General features: G+C 52.8%; 26 protein-coding genes. 15 read left to right on the top strand and 11 right to left on the bottom strand.

What is annotated here, in order from left to right:
• Positions 1-85: 85 nt before the first annotated feature.
• Together fliB and NR201_RS10020 are read right to left on the bottom strand one after the other, a co-directional pair.
• Positions 86-1,288: a flagellin lysine-N-methylase gene (gene fliB / locus NR201_RS10025; protein ID WP_256849724.1), complete on the bottom strand. Its 1,203-nt coding sequence runs from the start codon at positions 1,286-1,288 to the stop codon at positions 86-88.
• Positions 1,289-1,447: 159 nt separating this feature from the next.
• Positions 1,448-2,647, bottom strand: a complete 1,200-nt coding sequence (locus NR201_RS10020) for a FliC/FljB family flagellin (RefSeq protein ID WP_033758042.1) — start codon at positions 2,645-2,647, stop codon at positions 1,448-1,450.
• A gap of 335 nt (positions 2,648-2,982) precedes the next feature.
• Here NR201_RS10020 and fliD point away from each other — a divergent pair, with 335 nt between their 5' ends.
• The 4 genes from fliD to amyA all read left to right on the top strand — a co-directional run bounded on the left by fliD (position 2,983) and on the right by amyA (position 6,762).
• Positions 2,983-4,395: a flagellar filament capping protein FliD gene (fliD, locus tag NR201_RS10015; RefSeq protein ID WP_158131612.1), complete on the top strand. Its 1,413-nt coding sequence runs from the start codon at positions 2,983-2,985 to the stop codon at positions 4,393-4,395.
• A gap of 11 nt (positions 4,396-4,406) precedes the next feature.
• Positions 4,407-4,814 carry a flagellar export chaperone FliS gene (gene fliS / locus NR201_RS10010; protein ID WP_022625484.1) on the top strand — a complete coding sequence of 136 codons (408 nt, stop codon included), beginning with the start codon at positions 4,407-4,409 and terminating at the stop codon, positions 4,812-4,814.
• Entirely contained in the window at positions 4,814-5,179 is a 366-nt protein-coding gene (fliT, locus tag NR201_RS10005) for a flagella biosynthesis regulatory protein FliT (protein ID WP_010247612.1), read from the top strand. The genes fliS and fliT overlap by 1 nt, the downstream gene beginning before the upstream one ends.
• Positions 5,180-5,280: 101 nt before the next feature.
• The gene (gene amyA / locus NR201_RS10000) at positions 5,281-6,762 is read left to right on the top strand and encodes an alpha-amylase (protein ID WP_256849723.1); all 1,482 of its coding nucleotides are present in this window, start codon (positions 5,281-5,283) and stop codon (positions 6,760-6,762) included.
• A gap of 100 nt (positions 6,763-6,862) precedes the next feature.
• Here amyA and yedD read toward each other — a convergent pair whose 3' ends face one another.
• The gene (yedD, locus tag NR201_RS09995) at positions 6,863-7,336 is read right to left on the bottom strand and encodes a lipoprotein YedD (RefSeq protein ID WP_039388770.1); all 474 of its coding nucleotides are present in this window, start codon (positions 7,334-7,336) and stop codon (positions 6,863-6,865) included.
• 254 nt (positions 7,337-7,590) lie between these two features.
• Between yedD and NR201_RS09990 the strand changes: the two genes are divergently transcribed.
• A complete protein-coding gene (locus tag NR201_RS09990; protein WP_008926858.1) occupies positions 7,591-7,914 on the top strand; it encodes a DUF6388 family protein in 324 nt (107 codons plus the stop codon).
• Between the two features lie 202 nt (positions 7,915-8,116).
• Here the strand turns inward: NR201_RS09990 and iraP are convergent, their stop codons facing one another.
• The gene (iraP, locus tag NR201_RS09985; protein ID WP_010247621.1) at positions 8,117-8,416 is read right to left on the bottom strand and encodes an anti-adapter protein IraP; all 300 of its coding nucleotides are present in this window, start codon (positions 8,414-8,416) and stop codon (positions 8,117-8,119) included.
• A 174-nt stretch (positions 8,417-8,590) separates the two neighbouring features.
• On the opposite strand from iraP, the gene NR201_RS09980 reads away from it, so the two are divergent.
• Positions 8,591-8,830 (top strand): DinI-like family protein, encoded by a 240-nt coding sequence (locus NR201_RS09980; RefSeq protein WP_003854508.1) that lies wholly within the window; start codon positions 8,591-8,593, stop codon positions 8,828-8,830.
• Between the two features lie 38 nt (positions 8,831-8,868).
• On the opposite strand, the gene NR201_RS09975 is transcribed toward NR201_RS09980, so the two are convergent.
• The 3 genes from NR201_RS09975 to NR201_RS09965 all read right to left on the bottom strand — a co-directional run bounded on the left by NR201_RS09975 (position 8,869) and on the right by NR201_RS09965 (position 9,998).
• Positions 8,869-9,135: a hypothetical protein gene (locus tag NR201_RS09975; protein ID WP_010670837.1), complete on the bottom strand. Its 267-nt coding sequence runs from the start codon at positions 9,133-9,135 to the stop codon at positions 8,869-8,871.
• A 151-nt stretch (positions 9,136-9,286) separates the two neighbouring features.
• Entirely contained in the window at positions 9,287-9,628 is a 342-nt protein-coding gene (locus tag NR201_RS09970) for a hypothetical protein (RefSeq protein ID WP_010670838.1), read from the bottom strand.
• The gene (locus NR201_RS09965; protein ID WP_010247627.1) at positions 9,615-9,998 is read right to left on the bottom strand and encodes a hypothetical protein; all 384 of its coding nucleotides are present in this window, start codon (positions 9,996-9,998) and stop codon (positions 9,615-9,617) included. The genes NR201_RS09970 and NR201_RS09965 overlap by 14 nt, the downstream gene beginning before the upstream one ends.
• A 136-nt stretch (positions 9,999-10,134) precedes the next feature.
• On the opposite strand from NR201_RS09965, the gene NR201_RS09960 reads away from it, so the two are divergent.
• Complete coding sequence (locus tag NR201_RS09960; RefSeq protein WP_022625481.1) at positions 10,135-10,767, top strand: helix-turn-helix domain-containing protein; 633 nt, start codon at positions 10,135-10,137, stop codon at positions 10,765-10,767.
• A gap of 65 nt (positions 10,768-10,832) precedes the next feature.
• Here NR201_RS09960 and NR201_RS09955 read toward each other — a convergent pair whose 3' ends face one another.
• Positions 10,833-11,081: a hypothetical protein gene (locus NR201_RS09955; protein WP_010247633.1), complete on the bottom strand. Its 249-nt coding sequence runs from the start codon at positions 11,079-11,081 to the stop codon at positions 10,833-10,835.
• Between the two features lie 319 nt (positions 11,082-11,400).
• Between NR201_RS09955 and NR201_RS09950 the strand changes: the two genes are divergently transcribed.
• Complete coding sequence (locus NR201_RS09950; RefSeq protein ID WP_010247636.1) at positions 11,401-11,601, top strand: hypothetical protein; 201 nt, start codon at positions 11,401-11,403, stop codon at positions 11,599-11,601.
• Between the two features lie 38 nt (positions 11,602-11,639).
• Here NR201_RS09950 and NR201_RS09945 read toward each other — a convergent pair whose 3' ends face one another.
• Entirely contained in the window at positions 11,640-12,527 is an 888-nt protein-coding gene (locus NR201_RS09945; RefSeq protein ID WP_122458264.1) for a benzoate transporter, read from the bottom strand.
• A 469-nt stretch (positions 12,528-12,996) separates the two neighbouring features.
• Between NR201_RS09945 and NR201_RS09940 the strand changes: the two genes are divergently transcribed.
• The gene (locus NR201_RS09940) at positions 12,997-13,353 is read left to right on the top strand and encodes a hypothetical protein (RefSeq protein ID WP_010670841.1); all 357 of its coding nucleotides are present in this window, start codon (positions 12,997-12,999) and stop codon (positions 13,351-13,353) included.
• Positions 13,354-13,530: 177 nt separating this feature from the next.
• On the opposite strand, the gene NR201_RS09935 is transcribed toward NR201_RS09940, so the two are convergent.
• Positions 13,531-13,872 (bottom strand): hypothetical protein, encoded by a 342-nt coding sequence (locus tag NR201_RS09935; protein ID WP_010670842.1) that lies wholly within the window; start codon positions 13,870-13,872, stop codon positions 13,531-13,533.
• A gap of 223 nt (positions 13,873-14,095) precedes the next feature.
• Positions 14,096-14,407: a flagellar hook-basal body complex protein FliE gene (gene fliE / locus NR201_RS09930; protein ID WP_003854485.1), complete on the bottom strand. Its 312-nt coding sequence runs from the start codon at positions 14,405-14,407 to the stop codon at positions 14,096-14,098.
• 232 nt (positions 14,408-14,639) lie between these two features.
• Here fliE and fliF point away from each other — a divergent pair, with 232 nt between their 5' ends.
• The 6 genes from fliF to NR201_RS09900 are packed head-to-tail and all read left to right on the top strand — an operon-like array spanning position 14,640 to position 21,154.
• The gene (gene fliF, locus NR201_RS09925; RefSeq protein WP_010247649.1) at positions 14,640-16,379 is read left to right on the top strand and encodes a flagellar basal-body MS-ring/collar protein FliF; all 1,740 of its coding nucleotides are present in this window, start codon (positions 14,640-14,642) and stop codon (positions 16,377-16,379) included.
• Positions 16,376-17,368, top strand: coding sequence for a flagellar motor switch protein FliG (gene fliG / locus NR201_RS09920; protein ID WP_003854483.1), 993 nt, complete (start codon positions 16,376-16,378; stop codon positions 17,366-17,368). The genes fliF and fliG overlap by 4 nt, the downstream gene beginning before the upstream one ends.
• Entirely contained in the window at positions 17,361-18,056 is a 696-nt protein-coding gene (fliH, locus tag NR201_RS09915) for a flagellar assembly protein FliH (RefSeq protein WP_256849722.1), read from the top strand. The genes fliG and fliH overlap by 8 nt, the downstream gene beginning before the upstream one ends.
• The gene (fliI, locus tag NR201_RS09910) at positions 18,056-19,417 is read left to right on the top strand and encodes a flagellar protein export ATPase FliI (RefSeq protein WP_010247655.1); all 1,362 of its coding nucleotides are present in this window, start codon (positions 18,056-18,058) and stop codon (positions 19,415-19,417) included. The genes fliH and fliI overlap by 1 nt, the downstream gene beginning before the upstream one ends.
• A 28-nt stretch (positions 19,418-19,445) precedes the next feature.
• Positions 19,446-19,889 (top strand): flagellar export protein FliJ, encoded by a 444-nt coding sequence (gene fliJ / locus NR201_RS09905; RefSeq protein WP_003854478.1) that lies wholly within the window; start codon positions 19,446-19,448, stop codon positions 19,887-19,889.
• Positions 19,886-21,154, top strand: coding sequence for a flagellar hook-length control protein FliK (locus tag NR201_RS09900; protein WP_256849721.1), 1,269 nt, complete (start codon positions 19,886-19,888; stop codon positions 21,152-21,154). The genes fliJ and NR201_RS09900 overlap by 4 nt, the downstream gene beginning before the upstream one ends.
• The last annotated feature ends 119 nt before the right edge of the window (positions 21,155-21,273 follow it).

Below are 21,273 nucleotides of genomic sequence, written 5' to 3'. Positions count from 1 at the left end.
TTCTTTCAGCGATTAGCTAATGCCCGCACCTGTCTATCAGGGAAAAACAGGCGATGCCGATGATGCGAAACTGCATCGCCTCAGATCATTTAAGCAGATAAATCAGCGACAAATCGTCATTGACCTTGACCTTATCAATCTCGGCCAGAAACGCCATCACCGATTGTGGCGTATGTTTTGTTATTGAGTGGTAGCTGTAGATGATATTAATAATATCCTCTTCACTGACGGTTCCGACCAACTCAACATTGGCCGCAATCAGTGATTTAAGCAGGAACCATTCTGCCGTCAGAAGATATAAGCTCAGTAACGGGCTGCGATTTTCGTTATTAGGGAAGAAATCATCATAAATGCGGTACTGAATATAGTTATTCATTATCCACGGCCGTTCAGCAAGCCAGGGCATAACCTGCTTCTGCCAGACGTTGTCCAGCCGGATCATTGGCTGACTGACGTCATCGGTTTTGGCCCCTTCGGCCTGAATGTAAATCAGCTTATTAACGTAGTGATTCAGGGTAGGAAAGGCGCGCTTATCGGCCATGGTGCTGAACCAGCTTTGCAATCTCAACAGTAAAGACCATTGCAGGTTATAGTCAGGTTTAACCTCATCAAGCTGCCGCCTGATTTCACCCTGTGTCAGGTTGTTGAGGACATCAGAAAAATGATGCTCCATCTGGACCAGCCAATCTTCTTCAGGGCTTACTCTTTCCGCGCCCAGCAGAAAGCTGGCAAGCGCGTAAAACCCTTCATCAAGATAAATGCCGCTGAATTTAATGATGTTAAGACACATCAGATTCAGCAGTTTCTTTTGCTGATCGAGATCTTTAGCTTTATTGCCATAAGGTTGTTGCCTGATGCTCTCCCCGAACAGCATCGCGTCAGGTGAGGCTAATAATTGCCGGGTCGCCTCCGGACAGGAGAGCGCCAACGTTTTTTGCTGTTCATATTTAAAGGTGTTCGCCGCTCGGGGATAGGTCGCACAGGTGTTGCTCAGTGCGGCAGCACCCAGCCGGGAATGCACTTTGCACAGGCGATTTTCATCCATAAATGCACAGTTGCCAGAAGCATTAAGCTTCATAGTTCCCCAACTGGCAAAGCTTTTGCGGGTGGTTGTGATGTTTTCAACTGCCAGCGTTTTGATTTCAATCAGCGAGGATTTTAAATAGCGATTGACCGTGGGCTTATCCAGGTGGATATCCCAGCCCTTACAGCAGTGATCGCGACACTCACTGCCAATACATTTGAAGGCGCTGACAAAGAGCGGTTCCACGACAGTAATATTTTTCATTATTTACCTGCTCAACAAAGGCATTTAAAAAAAGAGTCTTAACGTGAGGATAAAGTAACGCGGGGAGATTGATTGGCAGAGAAACAGGGCAAAAACAGGCTAATCGCAGGCATAAAAAAACCCCGCCGAAGCGGGGTTTGTCTTTTATACGTTGGGTGATTAGCCCTGCAGCAGAGACAGAACCTGCTGTGGAACCTGGTTAGCTTTAGCCAACACTGAGTTACCAGCCTGCTGTACGATCTGCGCTTTAGACATGTTTGAAACTTCAGTTGCGTAGTCAGCATCCTGAATACGAGACTGTGCTGCAGACAGGTTAGTGGTGGTGTTGTTCAGGTTAGTCACGGCTGAGTTCAGACGGTTCTGAATCGCACCCAGTGAAGAACGGAACTTATCAACGCTGGCAATCGCTTCGTCCAGCTTTTTCAGTGGATCAGAAGTTGAACCCGAGGTCACGTTAGACAGGCTCATGTTAGCCGTATCCAGTGTGAACGCAGCGGTATCGCCACCAGCAGTCGTTACTGCAGCCTTCGCATCAACTGCAACGTAGAAGTCCTGGTTTGCACCGTTAGCAATGTCAAAACCGTTCGCTTTCAGGCTGTTGGTTTCTGCATCGCTGGCTGATTTCACGTTAACTTTAGCGAACAGGTTACCGTTGTCATCTTTATACACTTTGTCTGCAGTAACAGTGACGTTTGCGTTAGCAACACCCAGACGAGTCGCCAGGCTGTTAGCAGTACCTTCTGCAACGGTTGCTTTAGATACGTTACTGGTAGAACCGTAGACGCTCTGGAAGTCAGCAGCCGCTGCAACGGTAGGTGTACCCTGTGGACCATTCACGTTGAAAGTGTTCAGTTTCAGCGTAGAAGAGTCAATTTTCTTCAGGTCGATGGTGATAGTTTCGCCATCGTTAGCGCCAACCTGAATTTTCATTGAGCCATCTTTAGCCAGCACGTTCACGCCGTTGAACTGAGTCTGACCAGATACGCGGTCGATTTCGCTCAGACGGGATTTGATTTCGTCCTGGATTGAAGATTTGTCAGAAGCTGAGTTGGTACCGCTGCTAGCCTGTACAGTCAGTTCACGAACACGCTGTAAGTTGTTGTTGATTTCTGACAGCGCGCCTTCAGTAGTCTGCGCAGCAGAGATACCGTCGTTGGCGTTACGAGCAGCCTGAGTCAGGCCCTTGATGTTAGAGGTGAAACGGTTGGCAATTGCCTGACCAGCAGCGTCATCTTTCGCGCTGTTGATACGTAAACCAGAAGACAGACGCTCCATTGAAGTAGACAGAGCTGACTGGTTCTTGTTGATGTTGTTCTGAGTGATCAGCGAGAGGCTGTTGGTATTAATGACTTGGGCCATGATGAATTTTCCTGTTAATCAAGTCTTTCGGTTAAGGTGTGGGCTTCAACCCGCCGGCTTCAGCGCCGTCAAAGTTGTTATCGTCTGCCGTTTAACAACCTTTAGAATTTTTTTAGTACCAGGCGAATTTTTCTGCTTCAACCTGTCACGTTTTAAGTTATCGCCACCCGCCCGAACTTCTTTAGGCTTAATTCATTAATTTTCTAGCCGCTGAATTACCCTTCTCTATAGTGCTTATTTACCTCATTACCCTAAGGCAAATAACCTTAAACTTTCCTTATTCAAGGCCGATAACCCAGGTATCAATTTTCTGTCGACCTTATAAAGGAATTAATATGGCTAGTATAAGCAACCTCGGTGTGGGTTCCGGCCTGCCACTCAGTACCATGCTTGACAGTTTGACCACCGCTGAAAAAGCTTCACTCAAACCTATTTCTACTCAGCAAACAGCTTATACGGCCAAGCTCAGTGCTTACGCCACCCTGAAAAGTTCACTGACAACTTTCCAGGCTGCTAATACCAAGCTGAACAGTGCTGACCTGTTTACCGCTACGACTGCGGCCAGTAGCTCCACAGCGTTCAGCGCGACCACTTCTGGCAGCACCGTAGCCGGTAAATATGCCATTAACGTCTCGCAGCTGGCACAGGCGCAGGTTCTGACCTCAGGCGTACAGAGTAGTAACACCGCCGCGCTGGGCGACAGCTCCGTGGCCAGCCGCAGCATCGCGATTACCTTAAAAGATGGCACCAGCAAAAGCATCACGCTCTCCAGCGATCAGACCTCGCTGACCGGCATGCGTGACGCCATCAACGGCGCCAATGCCGGCGTCACCGCCAGTATTATTAAGGTGTCAGACGGCAGTTTCCGACTCTCTATGAGCGCCAATAAAACCGGCAGTGATAATGCCGTGGCGACCATTGCCGTCACCGGTGACAGCACGCTGCAGGGGATTGTGGGCTTTGACGCATCCGCCAGCAGCAACGTGATGACCCAGAGCGTCGCTGCGCAGAATGCCAAACTGACGGTCAACAATGTTGCGATTGAAAACAGCAGCAATCAGATTAGCGATGCGCTGGAAGGGATTACTTTAAATCTGACCGCGAAGACAGTTGGCGATGAGACGCTGACGATTACCAAAGACACCTCAAAAGCCTCCAGCGCCATCAGTGCCTGGGTGGATGCCTACAATACGTTGCTGGATCAGTTTAATACCCTGACCAAATACACCAAAGTCGATACCAACAGCGATGCACAGGACTCCAGTAATGGTGCCCTGCTGGGTGACAGTACGTTACGGACGATTGAGACGCAGCTGAAAAGCATGCTCACTAATTCGCAGAGCACATCTACCTTTAAATCACTGAGTCAGATTGGTGTCACCACCGATCCCACCACCGGTTCATTAAAACTGGATTCGACAAAGCTGAACAGCGCACTGGATAAAGATGCTGCAGGTGTGAAAGCGATGATCGTAGGTGACGGTAAAACCGGTATCGCCGCTAAAATCGACAGCAAGCTGACTGACTGGCTGGCTACTAAAGGGATTATTCAGTCCGCCACCGATGGCGTGAGTAAAACACTGAATAGGTTAACCACCCTCTATAACACCACCAGCGATCGCATTGATGCGGATATCGCACGCTATAAAACGCAATTTACTCAGCTGGATATGGCCATCAGTAAACTCAACTCGACCAGCACCTATCTGACGCAGCAGTTCGACACGTCCGATTCGTCTAAAAAATAACAGGAGTGACCATGTACAGCGCTACAGGCACCAAAGCCTATGCAAAAATTGGCGTCGAAAGCGCCGTGATGAGCGCCAGCCAGCAGCAGCTGGTTGTGATGCTGTTCGACGGTGCCCTGAGCGCGTTAATCCGCGCCCGCTTGTTTATGCAGGATGGCAATATTGAAGGCAAAGGCAACTCGATCTCCAAAGCGATCAATATTATCGAAGCCGGCCTGAAAGAGGGCCTGACTGAAAACCGTGGTGATGAGCTGGCCGATAATCTGCTGGATCTTTACAACTACATGACGCGTCGCCTGTTGCATGCCAACCTGCACAATGATGTTGCAGCAGTCGAGGAGGTCGAAGGCCTGCTGCGCAACATTGCTGACGCGTGGAAAGAAGTGGTTCAACCTAACCTGATTCAGGACGCCGTTTAATGACTACTGCACCGCATCTGATTACCGTTTACCAACAGTTACTCGATCTCAGCCAGGGAATGCTGCGTCATGCAGCACAAGGCGAATGGGATGAATTGATCAGCAGGGAGATGGAGTATGTCAGTGCGGTGCAGAACTTAGCCCAATCGACAGAAGCCGTGTCGCCGTCGGCACAGACTCAGGAGCAGTTACGTCCGGTGCTGCGCCGTATTCTCGATAACGAATGTGAAGTGAAACGTCTGCTGCAGGCGCGGATGGATGAGCTGGCCTCACTGGTGGGTCAGAATAGTCGCCAGAAATCGGTGATGTCCGCTTATAGCAATCAAGGCGGCGTTGTTATGGTGCCGCACGAAACCCTCTCCTGATCCCCTGCTCTGTCACGCCGCCAGATTTATTTTTCTGCGCGGCGTCTCTTTTTTGCCGCTTACTCCATACTTGATTTTCATCATCCCCTGGAGTGCGGTACATGCAAAACCCAACGTTATTACAGTTTTTCCATTGGTATTACCCGGATGGCAGCAAACTGTGGCCGGAAGTCGCCGATCGTGCGGCCTGGCTCAGCGAAATAGGTATCACCATGGCGTGGTTGCCACCGTGCTACAAAGGGGATTCGGGGGGCTATTCTGTCGGTTACGACAGCTACGATCTGTTTGACCTGGGTGAATTTGATCAGAAAGGCAGCGTTGCCACCAAATATGGCGACAAACAGCAGTTACTGGCGGCAACAGAAGCCCTGCGTAGTCACAACGTTGGGGTGCTGCTGGATGTGGTGCTGAACCACAAAATGGGTGCCGACGAAAAAGAGGCGATCAGCGTTAACCAGGTCAATCCCGATAACCGCGATGAAATCTACGACGAAGTGGTCGGGTGCGAGGCCTGGACGAAATTTACGTTTCCGGCACGCGCCGGGGAATTTTCGAAATTTGTCTGGGACCACAAATGCTTTAGCGGCGTAGACCACATCGAAAATCCGGACGAAAACGGCGTATTCAAAATCATCAATGACTACACCGCCGAAGGCTGGAACGACCAGGTTGATAACGAGCTGGGTAATTTCGACTATCTGATGGGCGCCAACATCGATTTCCGCAACAACGCGGTCAGGGAAGAGCTGAAATACTGGGCGCGCTGGGTGATGGAACAGGTGCCCTGCACCGGCTTTCGTCTGGATGCGGTAAAACATATCCCGGCCTGGTTCTACAAAGAGTGGATTGACCATATTCAGGAGGTTGCTGAGGAGCCGATGTTTATCGTCGCGGAATACTGGTCGTTTGAAACGGAGAAGCTGCAGGAGTATGTGCATCAGGTGGAAGGCAAAACCATGCTGTTTGATGCGCCACTGCACATGAACTTCCACCAGGCCTCAACCGCGGGCAGCGCCTACGACATGAGCCAGATTTTTGCTAACTCGCTGGTGGTTGCTGATCCGTGGCATGCCGTGACGATCGTGGCTAACCACGACACCCAGCCGCTGCAGTCGCTGGAAGCACCGGTAGAAGCCTGGTTTAAACCGCTGGCCTATGCGCTGATCCTGTTGCGTGAGCAGGGTGTGCCCACCATCTTCTATCCCGATCTGTTCGGGGCGACCTATGAAGATGAAGGCGGCGACGGCGAGAAGCACAAAATTGAGATGCCGGTGATCCCTGAACTGGAAGGATTGATCCGGGCGCGCCAGCAGTATGGCTGGGGTGTGCAGACCGACTATTTTGATCACCCAAACTGCGTGGCCTTCAGCCGCAGCGGCACCGAAACACAGCCAGGCTGTGTGGTGATCATGTCGAACGGCGATGCCGGTGAGAAAAGCGTGCCGATGGGAGAAGGTTTTGCTGGCAAGGTCTGGCGCGATCATCTGGGTAACCGTGAAGAGACCATTACTGCCGACGAGCACGGCACGGCGGTCTTTGTATGTAACGGTGGCAGTGTCAGCGTCTGGGTGGTTGCAGAATAAGCTCGTTGCCGAAGAAATGACTCAAAACTCAAACCGCCCCGGCAGGCAGAAGCGTAAAGTGCGCTCTGCCCGTCGGGGCGGTTTTATTATGGGTCGGCCGTTACGACTTCGCGTTATTTTCTGTAATCGGTGTGCGCAGCAGTTGCGGTTCGATGTTCTGAATCACCGCGGCTTTCGGCTGCTTCGCCACCTCGTCAAGTGCCTGCTGACACTCAACGGTCGGACGCGCCACTTTACGCAGGGTCATCCTGTCATAGCTCAGCTCGCCATTCTCCACGACCAGCGGCATCACCCGCACCTGACGCGTTACATTGACATAATCGCCGCTTAACCGGGTCAGTTTGCCCGGCTTCGCAATCACTCGCATCCACTGACGGCAGTCCAGCGTGCTGCCATCCGCATTGATGATCACACTGGCTATCGCCTTATCGCTGATCAGGCTGCTCTGTGGGCCGACGGTTTGCCAGGTTCCCTGCAGTTCAGCGGGCGCCGGTGTTTGCACCGCATTCTCATAATCGTTGATTTGTGCACAGCCACTCAGTGCCAGCGCGGCAATCAGCATCCACTTTTTCATGTTTAATCCCTAAGATCCCATCAATGGCGGCTACGTTATAATTTTTCCACCGCGTTGCGCAAGGTATCTGGGTGTTCAAACACCACGCAGACCCTGATTGCGCCAGAATTTATCCCGCAGTGAGCTCCACGGTCAGGTTTTTGACCGGAAGTTCAGAGGCTGAACTGATGCAAACTCCGTCCTTTGTCACGCCTGACAAGCGGAAGACAACCCGCTACACTGACGCGCTGCAACAGACTTTCAGGAATATGAATATGAAAACGCCAGAAGCCTACTATGCCCAGGCGCGCGAGATGTTTTTTACCGCGCATCCCGACTTTCAGTCTGCACTTGATGAATTAACGGAGAGCGACGCCCGTGCAGCTAACCTGTCACTGCGACAGCTGCGCGAATGGCATGCCGAACGCATCTATGCGGCCTTTTTGCGGCAGAAGAATCTGGATGGAATGATCTTTTCTATTCAGCTCGCTGAGCCGGATAAAGCGGTGGCGGCTGAAGCTATCGAGACTTATCTCAAATCTCATGCTGAGTCGCTGGGGATGAGCTGGGAAGAGTTTTGCATCAAAAACGAGCTTTAATCAGGGCCGCGCTGAAGTTGTATATTGCAAACACCTCCAACCAGTTCCGGCACTGCAGATAAAATTGTACTAACCGGGGGAAAGTGTATAACTTCGGCGTGCGACTCAGGTCGTGATTGTCCTTTAACGAATAGTGCTGATGCACTGCCTCTGCAGGTGTTGTCTCAATTCCACCTCCAGAGGCGAATTTTTTTATCCGCCCCTACCCTTCACCTTCCGTCGCTTTACCCTTTACTTCAACATAACTCGCTACCGCCAGCAGACGATTAATATGCGTCAGCAGCAGATCCACATCAGACTGCAGAAACTCGGTCGAAGATTGCGAAGCGGTAACAATGGCATCCTGCACCGTTTCTGAAATAGTCAGCGAGTTGTCCTGTTTCGCCTGCACCAGCAGCGCCGCAACCAGCAGGGACTGCGCTTCAAGCTGCGCCGTCAACTCTTTTGCATCGACGTCCATCTTTGCCAGTTTTAGCAGAATATCAATTACCAGTTGTCGCATCGCGGACCTCCTAAAAGTAAGCCGCCATTATGTCGCGATGCGTGCGCATTTTGCTAGTCGAAGATTGAGGTTTATGCGAGATAAAAATTTACGTGAAATCGGGCACGCCGCCTTGCCACTGTTTTTATTTACAGTATTATATGTCAGCGATTTTGCCCTGAATGGATTGCCATCATGTTTGTTGAGTTGATTTATGACAAGCGCAACGTTGCCGGTTTACCGGGTGCCCGCGAGATGATTCGTGAGGAGCTGGAAAAGCGGGTGCATCGGGTGTTTCCTGACATTGAAGTTAAGGTCAAGCCGATGGAACGTAATGCGATTGATACTGATTTGAGTAAGAACGATAAAGCGACGGTTGCGCGGATTGTTGAAGAGATGTTCGACGAAGCGGAAATGTGGCTGGTGGCCGATTAATCCCTTAACGGCCACCACATCAGTTAGCGGGAGATGACTTAGCTCTCCTGCTCGCTGTGATTAACTTCAATCTCGATGTCCTGAATCGCGGCATCCAGATCTTCCAGCAGTTTACCCTGCTTATTAAGCAACGCATCGATTCGGTCGGCGTTGGTCTTGTCTTTGTACTCACCCGCATCAAACGCTAACCATTGGCTGGAAAGGGTTTCGGTGTTGGTCTGAGCATAGTGACGCATCTCTTTTAGCTGAGAAGTCACGTCACGCAGATATTCAGTTTTGGTCTTGGTTTCTGTTGAATCGCTCATGCTAAATTTCCTTCTGGTCATCTATCCAAAGTGAGTAGGCTTAGCGGTTCATCAACCGGCCAATCAGCGGGCCTGCATTCAGGTACAAAATGTTGCCCGGATATTTAAAACTAGTCGATAATAGCGAAGCCGCATTAAGAATAATCGGAAGTTATGGTTTATGACCGGATTTCACGGCTGGCACCTCACTCTCAGTGACGACCTCTTTGACTTTTATGACCGTTTTGTCGGCTATGCGATCCGGTATTGCATCCAGCTTATGCTGTATTGCTGCAACCTGATCGGTCAGCAGCTCCACTCTGTCATCACGCCGCGCCGCAATTAAGCGGTAATCCGCCCGAATCTCCTCGACCCGCTTGTTTGCGGTGTTACTGACGTAGAGAAAAATGATCGTCATCAGGATGCAAATCATCGAACAGCTCAGCAATACGCAGCCGAGGATAACTTTGCGCCGGTAAGACATAGGTGCCTTAGTGCTATTAATCGTGGCCATCACTGCGATCCTCCAGAGTTGAGATAAGCCGATCAATCTCATTACGAAATTTATCGTTCTGATCGGTTTCGGTCATTGCCAGTAAAATCCCTACCGCATTCTTGATTAACCGAAGATCGGTTTCGAGTGTCGAGATACGCCGCAGATTCCTGTCGTGCCGTTCGCGTAATTCATCGTTCTCCTCCCGTATCAGCAGGTTGCTCTCTTTCAGCAACACCACCTGCTCTTTGTAGCTGGTAATAATTTCGCCGCCGGCTCGATTACTGGTTACGATTGACGCAATTCCCGCCAATAACGGTTTCCAGAACAGTGCTGCTGCCCCCCCACCCAGAACTAACGCACCCATACTGGTAATCAGACTACTTTCCATGCCACACCCCTTTGTACGGTAAGGTCTCTGGAACTTACTGCGTGCTGCTTAGCCACGTCCCCCGCATGAAATTTAAGATTGCTTAAATACCAGGCTTAAGTATACTTAAGTCACTCTCAACCAAAAAGTCAAGCTTATGAAAAACGAAACGCTGGGTGACCGCATCCGACTCCGACGTAAATCGCTGCAGTTAACGCAGAAGCAATTGGCGCAACAGGTAAAAGTGTCCCATGTGGCGATTTCGCAATGGGAAAAAGAGGAGACGCTGCCGCGCGGTGAGAACCTGCTGCGGCTCGCCGAAGCGCTGGGCTGCGCACCGGCTTTTCTGATAGATGGGGATGGTCCTGTTTTCAGCGAAAGCGCCTGGAGTGGTCTGCACCAGATCCCACTGCTTGCACAGCGCGACGTGCCGCGATGGCTGAGCGAGGCCGGTTCCGTCCGGCATGAACTGCTAATGCATAACGACATGGCGCTTTCACAGCAGAGCTTTGCCTTCCGGGTAGAAGAACAGGCGATGACGCCCGCGATTCTGCGGAATGATGTGGTGATCATCGATCCCACGCAGTCACCTCAGCCCGGCGACTGCGTGCTGGCATTGCAGCAGCAGGTCGTGCTGCTACGCACCTGGCGTCAGCGCGGCAGTGAAAATGGCGTCATGCAGTTTGAACTGGCACCGGTCAATATCAACTTCCCTGAGCTGCAATCCAGCCGGGACAGCCTGAAGCTGATTGGTACGCTGGTGGAACTGCGACGCTACCGCCAGCCATAAAAAAACCCGCCGGGCGCGGGTTCACTTTTCATCGTACAACAGTGGCTGAGATTATAGCCGGGCAACTACAGGGCATCGGTCAGTTGATCTACTACCACTTTGCCCTGCAGATCGGTCTGCATAATGCGATAATTGACGGGCCATGAGCGGCGGGTACTGAGTTTATCGAACAGGGTTACGCCGCCTTTTTTAACTCCCTGGCTATTTACAATAATCCATTCGGTGACCTCTTCCTGACCACGATTTTTTAGGCTCAGCGAGCGTTGTTCGATTAACTGATCTTCAGCTTCAATCTTTAAATAGTCTCTTAACATAATTTCTATCTCCTGGTAACGCAGGCCACTATATGCCTTTTGCTAATCCGTTCAATCGAATTTATTTATCGATCTGTTTATCGACGGGAATGTGACCTGCCGCAAGCGACATGACAGGTTTGTCCATTACTGCATCAGGGATTCCCGGTTAGCATGAACCTGCTGTACACACCCAAACATCGAAAAATGACGTGTTCAGTATGAGAGAAACTCCGATTAGCCCGCCGCTGGCGGGCTTTTTTTTCTTCTTTAATCCGCTGCGCATGCGGGATGTCAGTGCTGGTCTAAACTTAAGAGACTGGAATAAAAGGAGAGAGTTATGTTTAAGCACAATACGAATGAAGAACGTAAGAAAGAAGGTGATGTCAGCAAAAGCCTGCCGGAAGCCGCGCCAAACGCTGGTAATGCTTACGAGGAAGATGATCATCCTGCCACTGATGCGCCGAAAGATCATGGCGAAGTGCCGCGCAAAAATGATGACAGCCAGGATGACAAAAAAGATCCTTACAAGGCAAGCTGATGTGCGAGAGGCGCGCCCGCTGGGCGCGCTGGTCAGCGTTAAGATTTAATGAGATCGGCAAGCTGGTGCTGATTTTCAACCAGCCAGGCTGGAAAATGTTCGGATGTCACCGGCACTATCTCCATCCTTCGCGGACGGTTCCAGATATCAATATTGTTCTCAACGCAGCGCCGTATGTGATCCGGATTATTAAATTCGGGACAGTTACGTTCGGTATGAGAAATCGAAGACATTTTTTCACTGATGCGCTCATCGCTCATTACCCAGGAAAAATGCCACCCTGCGTTCTTAATGGTTTTCGTCCGGAAATTTAGCCACTTCCAGCGCAACCAGTTCTCGCGTATCGGTGTTCCACGACGCTTAACATTGCGAAGCAATTCCGGTTGTCCCATAAAAAAGTTTCGCAGCGTTTTACAGGTCACCATTTTTGCCAGGGTGGCACAGCGCGGTGTGCCGTCGTCATTTAAAACCCGGACATTAAATTTAAAATTGAAATATTGCTGATGCAGCGTCGTGCAAAGATGCTGATGACTGAATGCTTTTATCGCCTCGGGTCGGGGAATTTCATCGACGTCTGACACAATAACAATATCATCATCCTGCGCGCCGGCCAGCCCCTGCATAATCTGATTACGTGCAGTGGCTTCATTTTCCCAGGGATCAGTCTCACCCGCATTAACCAGAGAACTATTCGATTTAAAGGCTTCCTGATAAAATCTGGGCGCAATATCGTTAACAATATAAATAATTTTATCGCGGAAACGATCGAACTTCTCAATATCAAAATGAAGCTTTTCCCGGCGTTTTCCGGTAAAGGTATAGCGCGATTCCACAATGACAAACCGATCAACAACATGCTCAAGCGTGTTCAGACGCATCTCAAGCAAGATATCTTCATCGTAGTACAAAAAACAGTCATAAATCATAATATTCAGAGGCACTTAAGTAGTAAGGATTTTCATCAGGACACCTCAACATGCGTAACACAACAGAGGTATAACGCCTTTTGTTGAGGCCGATTTTTAATGAACCTTATGTGTGTGTAATGTACTGCGTAAAACTATCCATGTTTATAATAAACTGGCTAACAAAGGCTGCAGGCAATGATTTTCGGGCATCCACCTCAAAGCAGACTAACGATATGATGAGCAACGGGTATAGAGTGATATTTACCTGACATTCACCTGACAACGGTTAACAGCAGCAGGCAGCGTGAGTCATCTGATGCGGCTACCTTTTGTTTATGCTCGTTGCTTACATCATAATCCGTTGCGAAGAATGTTACATTTAGTCCGTAACGCTAGCAATATTAAGCGCAGATTTTTGATTAAAATGAACGATACGATCAATATCCGGATATTATTGGTCAAAAAAATAACTATGATGGTTTAGTTAATGAAGAAGATCATTATTGCCCTGAGCATAAGTCTGATGGGCGGATGCGTAGATATGGGACGGGTTGGATTACACCCGACAACAAAAACCGCTTATTTCGACGGTCATCCTTTTCAGGTTGAATCCTGCCTTAGCGTAGCAGCACAGGATCAAAGACTCTATCTGGAGCAGGATGAGCCTCTGCCGGATGGCACGAAGCGATATAACCTTGAGCAGGATAATGAAACCGTGGCCTGGGTTGAAATTGCAAAGTTCAGCCCTCATCAGACCAGTGCGACATTTTACTATGATCCAAAAGCATCAGATATCAGCACAGCAGTTTCAGGGATGATCGCGCGGTGCAAAACATCGAGTTAGAGGCATCGTCGCCATGTGCGTGATGCAGGATAGACGACCAGGAGACAGAATAAGTTGTCAGGCCAGCCCGAGCATAAGCGCTTGCCTGACAAACTTTCGCACTCTTATACTCAAAGGGTTTTATCACGCCCGCTTCCGGGCTATGCCATGTTCAGCAGTAGGCAGTCGAAGCTCAGCCTATTTAGCCGGTTCGCAATCATAGGCGCCTCGTATGCGGATCTGACTCTGGCTGGTGCGGACGATTTCAGCTCTTAACAGCCCTTTACCCTCACGGTTCGTCAGTTCCATATCCACCATCCCCGGCGCTTTGCTGTTTTTCACCAGCAGTTTGACCGTCGCGTTGTCGTAATCGCCCTTCTCTTTCGCAAAGGTGACTTTCTGCGTTTTTGCGCGTTCTCCATTCACCGAGAACCAGCCGCTCTTGTCAGGTTTAAGATAGAACGGCCCGCATTGCGTGGCAGCAAAGGCTGGAGCCGATAAGCTGATTAACGATGCGATAAGGATAAGTTTTTTTAGCATTGGGCTGGCGTCCTGCTGATGGGTGATGAGGGGTCGGGTCGCCTGCACCGAAGAGTGAGTTCCCTGCTGCACGGCTCGTAATAAAGAGCAGTATAGTCAATGACACCTGCATTATCGCCAGTACAGGGTCATAGACTCAGCAAAGTGATCGGCCTTGATGCGGGCAACCCACTACCCTAATCCAATGCCACGCAGGCGTGCCTTGTTCAGCGGAATCAGCTCACTAAACCTGCATATTCATAATTTCACTATACGCCGACACCAGCTTGTTCCTGACCTGAATACCCATCTGCATTGAGATGGACGATTTCTGCAGATCGACCATCACGTCATTAAGCGCGATACCCGGTTTCCCCATCTCAAAATCCTGCGCCTGGGTGCGGGCGGTGGTCTGCGTCTCGCTGATCTTATCCAGCGCCGCTTTCATAGTCGCACCAAAATCGATCTGATTAGGGGCTTCACTACTGCGGTTGCTGGCCTGCAGTGAGGTCGCCTGAAGCTGCTGCAGTACGCCGTCAATTGCCTGAATGGACATGAACGATACCTTATAAAGGAGGATGATATTTTTTCTGTGGGGAAAAGTTAGCACGTTGTCAATGAGACAAAGCCGCTAAATGACATCAAAAACCCTACCTTATCCAGCCATCGAATTTTGCTTATCACCTAATAATGCCTGGCATTGAAGTGGAAATTTTATCTACGCAGGTCAGGGAGTCTGTTTTGCCATCTCAACTTACCCGGTCAATTACGTCAGGCAGGAATCGGTCATGAATGCGAGTACAGCCGCCACAACAGAACAAGAAAAGAAAGGCTTCGGTGACCTGCTCGCTCGCCTGCGCGCAAATCCGCGTATTCCTTTAATCGTCGCTGCCGCCGCCGTTGTGGCGATAGTGATCGCGATGGTGCTCTGGGCGAAGCAGCCCAGCTATAGCGTCCTTTATAACAACCTTACAGATGAAGATGGCGGTGCCATCGTCACGCAGCTGACGCAGATGAACATCCCTTATCGCTTCGCCGAAAATGGCGGCGCGCTGATGGTGCCGGAAGCGAACGTGCATGAGCTGCGTCTGCGTCTGGCTCAGCAGGGTCTGCCGAAAGGCGGCTCGGTGGGTTTTGAGCTGCTCGATAAAGAGAAGTTCGGTATCAGCCAGTTCAGCGAGCAGGTTAACTACCAGCGCGCGCTGGAAGGCGAACTGGCTCGTACCATCGAATCACTCGGCCCGGTTAAAAGCGCCCGTGTTCATCTGGCGATGCCAAAACCAACCTTATTTGTGCGTGAGCAGAAAGCGCCATCCGCCTCTGTTACCTTAACCCTGCAGCCTGGCCGTGCGCTGGATGAAGGCCAGATTCAGGCCATCGCCCACATGGTCTCAAGCAGCGTCGCCGGTTTACCGCCGGGCAACGTCACCGTGGTCGATCAGACCGGTCGCCTGCTGACCCGCTCTGACTCCGCCGGTCGCGACCTGAATGATGCACAGCTCAAGTATGCCTCTGAAGTTGAAGCACGCTACCAGCAACGTATCGAAGCGATCCTGAATCCGATTCTCGGTCAGGGCAATGTGCATGCGCAGGTTACCGCGCAGATTAACTTCGACACCGCCGAGCAAACCGACGAGAAATATCAGCCTAACGCTAACCCGTCGAACTCAGCGATTCGTTCGCGTCAGACCAGCACCAGCGACCAGTCAGGCAGCCCTTATCCGGGCGGCGTGCCGGGCGCACTCTCTAACCAGCCTGCGCCAGCTAACACTGCGCCGGTGACGACGCCGAACAACAATGCCGCCAATGGCCAGAACGCCAATGGTCAGAATGCTAACGGTCAGAACAACGCGGCGAATAACGCTAACCAGACCACCAGCACCGCAGCGGCCAGTGCCGGACCGACCAACTCGCGTCGTGACGACACGGTGAACTACGAGCTGGATCGCACCATTCGTCATACCAAGGTCAACGTTGGCGACGTACAGCGCCTGTCGGTTGCGGTCGTGGTGAACTTCCGTGCAGATGATAAAGGTAAAGCGGTTGCGCTGAACGAACAGCAGCTGAAGCAGATTGAAGATCTGACCCGCGAAGCGATGGGCTACTCCCAGAACCGTGGCGACAGCATCAACGTGGTGAACTCGCAGTTCAACACTACTGAACCAGTGACCACCGATCTGCCCTTCTGGCAACAGCAGTCGTTCTTTGATCAGCTGATGAATGCCGGTAAGTGGCTGTTGATTGCTCTGGTAGCCTTCATCCTCTACCGCAAACTGGTTCGTCCGCACCTGGTTCGCAAGCAGGCCGCAGAGAAAGCCGCCGCGGAAGCCGTTGCTGCCCGTGCGACTGAGCAACCGGAAGAAGAAGCCTTTAATGTGCAGCTCAGCAAAGATGAGCTGGATCAGGAACGTAAGTCTAACAACCGCATGAGCGCAGAAGTGATGAGTCAACGCATCCGCGACATGTCAGAAAACGATCCGCGCGTTGTAGCGCTGGTAATTCGCGAATGGATGAGTAAAGAGCTATGAGTCTGACCGGAACCGAAAAAAGCGCCATCCTGATGATGACTATTGGCGAAGAGCGCGCCGCGGAAGTTTTCAAACACCTGAACCAGCGTGAGGTCCAGCACCTGAGCGGCGCGATGGCCAACATGCGTCAGGTGTCACATAAGCAACTGACTGAAGTGCTGCGTGAGTTCGAAGCGGATGCTGAGCAGTTCGCGGCGCTGAGCCTGAACTCCAACGAATACCTGCGTTCGGTGCTGACCCGTGCGCTGGGCGAAGAGCGCGCCTCCAGCCTGCTGGAGGACATTCTCGAAACGCGCGAAACCACCAGCGGCATGGAAACGCTCAACTTTATGGAGCCGCAGGCTGCTGCCGACCTTATTCGCGACGAGCATCCACAGATCATCGCCACCATCCTGGTCCACCTCAAGCGTGCCCAGGCCGCCGATATTGTGGCGCTGTTCGACGAACGTCTGCGTCACGACGTGATGCTGCGTATCGCCACTTTCGGTGGTGTCCAGCCAGCCGCGCTGGCCGAACTGACAGAAGTACTGAACGGCCTGCTGGATGGCACCAACCTCAAGCGTGCGAAGATGGGCGGCGTGAGAACCGCAGCCGAGATCATCAACCTGATGAAAACGCAGCAGGAAGAGGCGGTTATCGAAGCCGTACGCGACTTCGATGGCGAACTGGCGCAGAAAATTATCGACGAGATGTTCCTGTTCGAAAACCTGGTGGCAGTGGACGACCGCAGCATCCAGCGTCTGTTGCAGGAAGTGGAGTCCGAGCAGTTGCTGGTTGCACTGAAAGGTGCCGAACAGCCACTGCGCGAGAAGTTCCTCAAAAACATGTCAGCCCGTGCGGCGGATATCCTGCGCGACGATCTGGCCAACCGTGGCCCGGTGCGTATGTCCGCAGTGGAAAACGAACAGAAAGCGATCCTGCTGGTGGTACGCCGCCTGGCCGAGTCAGGCGAGATGGTGATTGGTGGTGGCGAGGAAACTTATGTCTGATGCATTTTCTGCGCGCCCCTGGCAGCTGTGGCAGCCCACGGATTTAGGCCGTTTCGATGAGCCTGCTGAACCGGAGCTGCAGCCAGAAATTTACGAAGCTGAAGATGGCGTTGATGAGCAGCAACAGCAGCTCGAACGCCTGCAGCAGCAGATGCGTAAAGAGGCACAGGGTCAGGGTTACAACGAAGGCTATCAGCAGGGTGTGACCGAAGGCCAGAAAGCCGGTTACGACGCCGGTTTTCAGCAGGGTCTGGCCGATGCCCAGCAGCAGCAGGCGCCCCTTCAGGCGCGTATGCAGCAGCTGGTAACCGAGTTCCAGAACACGCTGGAGTCGCTGGACAGCGTGATTGCGGCGCGTCTGATGCAGCTGGCGCTGGAAGCGGCACGTTCGGTGATTGGTCAGGCGACCACGGTGGATGGCACCGCCCTGCTGCGCCAGATTCAGGCGTTACTGCAGCAGGAACCGATGTTCAGCGGCAAACCGCAACTGCGCGTTCACCCGGATGACTTACAACGCATTGAGCAGACCCTGGGGCCGACGCTGGATCTGCACGGCTGGCGGCTGATCGCTGACAGCACCCTGCATCCTGGCGGCTGCAAACTCAGCGCAGAAGATGGCGATCTGGATGCCAGCGTCGCGACGCGCTGGCAGGAACTCTGCCGTCTTGCCGCACCGGGAGAATTGTAATGACCACTCGTCTGAATCGCTGGCTCGGCTCGCTCGATGCCTTTGAGAAACGCATCGCCCAGGTGCAGCCGGTGCGCCGTTATGGCCGCCTGACCCGCGCCACCGGCCTGGTGCTGGAAGCAACCGGCTTACAGTTGCCGCTGGGTGCGACCTGCGTAATCGAACGCAACGATGGCAAAACCATCAGTGAAATCGAAAGCGAAGTGGTGGGATTCAACGGTCAGAAGTTGCTGATGATGCCACTGGAAGAAGTGGACGGCATTTTACCGGGTGCGCGGGTCTATGCGCGCCAGAACGGAGAGAACCCGCAGGCAGGCAAACAGATGATGCTGGGGCCGGAACTGCTGGGCCGCGTACTCGATGGCAGCGGGCGACCGCTGGACGGCCTGCCGTCTCCGGATACCGGTTATCGCGCGCCGCTGAACACCCCGCCGTTTAACCCGCTGCAGCGTACGCCGATCACCGACGTGCTGGATACCGGCGTGCGGGCGATCAACGCCCTGCTGACGGTCGGTCGCGGGCAGCGTATGGGCCTGTTCGCCGGTTCGGGTGTGGGTAAAAGCGTGCTGCTTGGCATGATGGCGCGTTACACCAAAGCGGACGTTATCGTGGTCGGTCTGATTGGCGAACGTGGCCGCGAAGTAAAAGATTTTATCGAGAACATTCTCGGCGCTGAAGGCCGCGCCCGTTCGGTAGTGATCGCCGCCCCGGCCGACGTTTCGCCGCTGCTGCGTATGCAGGGTGCCGCTTACGCCACGCGTATCGCAGAAGATTTTCGCGACCGCGGCCAGCATGTGTTGCTGATTATGGATTCCCTGACCCGCTACGCCATGGCGCAGCGTGAGATCGCGCTGGCGATTGGTGAGCCGCCGGCCACCAAAGGCTATCCGCCTTCCGTATTCGCCAAACTGCCTGCGCTGGTTGAGCGTGCCGGTAACGGCATCGACGGCGGCGGCTCAATCACCGCCTTCTATACCGTCCTGACCGAAGGCGACGATCAGCAGGACCCGATCGCCGACTCCGCGCGCGCCATTCTCGACGGCCACATTGTGCTGTCGCGTCGGCTGGGCGAAGCGGGTCACTATCCGGCCATTGATATAGAAGCCTCGATCAGCCGTGCGATGACCTCGCTGATCGATGAGAACCACTATGCGCGGGTGCGCCAGTTTAAGCAGTTGCTCTCCAGCTTCCAGCGTAACCGCGATCTGGTCAGCGTCGGTGCTTATGCCGCGGGCAGTGATCCAATGCTTGATAAAGCGATCACGCTCTATCCGCAGATGGAAGCCTTCCTGCAACAGGGCATCTTTGAGCGCAGTGATTACGACGACGCCAGCCTGCATCTGCATGCGCTGTTTGGCTAGTCACACGAATTAACGCGAGGTAACGGCAATGAAAACTGCAAATGCCATCGATACGCTGCGCGACTTAGCGGAGCAGGATCTCGAACGCGCTGCCATCTATTTAGGCGATATGCGTCGCGGCCAGCACGCCGCGAACGAGCAGCTGACGATGCTGCTCGACTATCAGGACGAATATCGCAACAAGCTCAACGATGACATGTCGTCGGGCATTGCCAGCACCCGCTGGACCAACTATCACCAGTTTATTCAGACGCTGGAAAAAGCGATTGAGCAGCACCGCAACCAGCTTAATAACTGGAATCAGCGGCTGGAACAGGCGCTGATCAACTGGCGTGACAAACAGCAACGGCTGAACGCCTATCAGACGCTGATTACGCGCGCAGCGGAAAATGCATTACGACAGGAAAACCGTCTCGATCAGAAACGGATGGACGAATTTGCCCAACGGGCCGCATCGAGGAGAGGTGAATGATTACGCTGCCAAACATTGCTATGAAAGCGACGGTAAAAACCGACGCAGAACCCTCAGTCTCAACTGACCTTGCTGCGGGTGCCGATGCCCTGCCGCAGGACTTTCTGACCGCACTGGGAAACCAGTTACTCGGCCTGGCTAAACAGCAGGGAAAAGCGGCGCAATCCGCTGACGTCAAAGCAGAAATTGCCGATGACGCCCGCCCGAAAGCCCCGCTGAATGCCCTGATGGCAGCACTGGAAAATCCTGCTGCGCTGACCGCTCTGTTTAAGCCGGAAAATATTAAAGGTGGGTCAAAATCAGCCGATGATAAAGACAAGCCGGACGTTGCACCCTTAAGCGCCAGCGATATGCAGAATATGCAGGCACTGTTCGCCATGTTACCGGGTGTAGCGGCTGTTACAGCCACCTCGTCGACCCCGGTCAGCAGTGAAGCGGGCGAGATGATCGCCCAGACCGATATCGGCCGGAAAAGCCAGAGCTCGCTAACGCAACTGCTGAACAGCGCGCAGCAGAGCCACGCACCGGGCGAAGATGAGAAGTCTGACGCCAGAAGCGACGCACAGAGCAAACCTGCCGTCACCACTGCCGCCAGCCAGAGCAACAACACCGCGCAGAGTGCGACCAGCAGCGGCCTGACGCTCGACAGCAGTTTCCAGCAGGCGCTGAGCAATATGGTTAAGCAGGATGATCAGGCTGCGATTAAAGCCAGCATCAGCGATAACGCGATCAACGCTACGCCAATCGCCACTGCCAGCAGCCTGCCTGCGCCGGTGACCGCCTCCGCGACCACCAGCACACCGTCAACGCCGATGCTGAACTCACAGCTGGGCAGCGACGAGTGGCAGCAGGCGCTGAGTCAGCAGATTGTGATGTTCAGTCGCAATGGCCAGCAGAACGCGGAGTTGCGTTTACATCCGGAAGACCTTGGCGCTATCCAGATCAGCCTGAAACTGGATAACGACCAGGCACAAATTAATCTGGTTTCCAGCCATAGCCACGTCAGAGCAGCACTGGAAGCCGCGATACCGCAGCTGCGCAGCGCGCTGGCAGAGAGCGGTATCAACCTGGGCGAGAGTCAGGTGAGCAGTGACAGTTCCGCGCAGGGCCAGCAATTCCAGCAGCAGCAGGAGGCGCGCCGCGATGGACAGCATGGCCGCTTCTCCCTCACCCAGGACAGTGACACCGACATTACGCCGATCGCCGTTCCCGCCGCCCTTCAGGCTCGCGTTAACGGCAACAGCGCCGTCGACACTTTCGCCTGACAGCGGCAAACGCTGAAGGTAAGCGTAAAACCCGCGTCTTTTCTACCCATTGGTTTGACTTAAGACGCGGATAATCTGTCTCGTGAGCCGAGAGGCTTGCCCATAATTCACAGGAAGTA

The sequence above is a fragment of the Pantoea sp. Fr-CA_6 genome (genome assembly GCF_024520895.1).
Taxonomy (GTDB): domain Bacteria; phylum Pseudomonadota; class Gammaproteobacteria; order Enterobacterales; family Enterobacteriaceae; genus Pantoea; species Pantoea agglomerans.
Note: the sequence above shows the minus strand (reverse complement) of the source record. Positions and strands in the feature narration are given on the sequence as shown.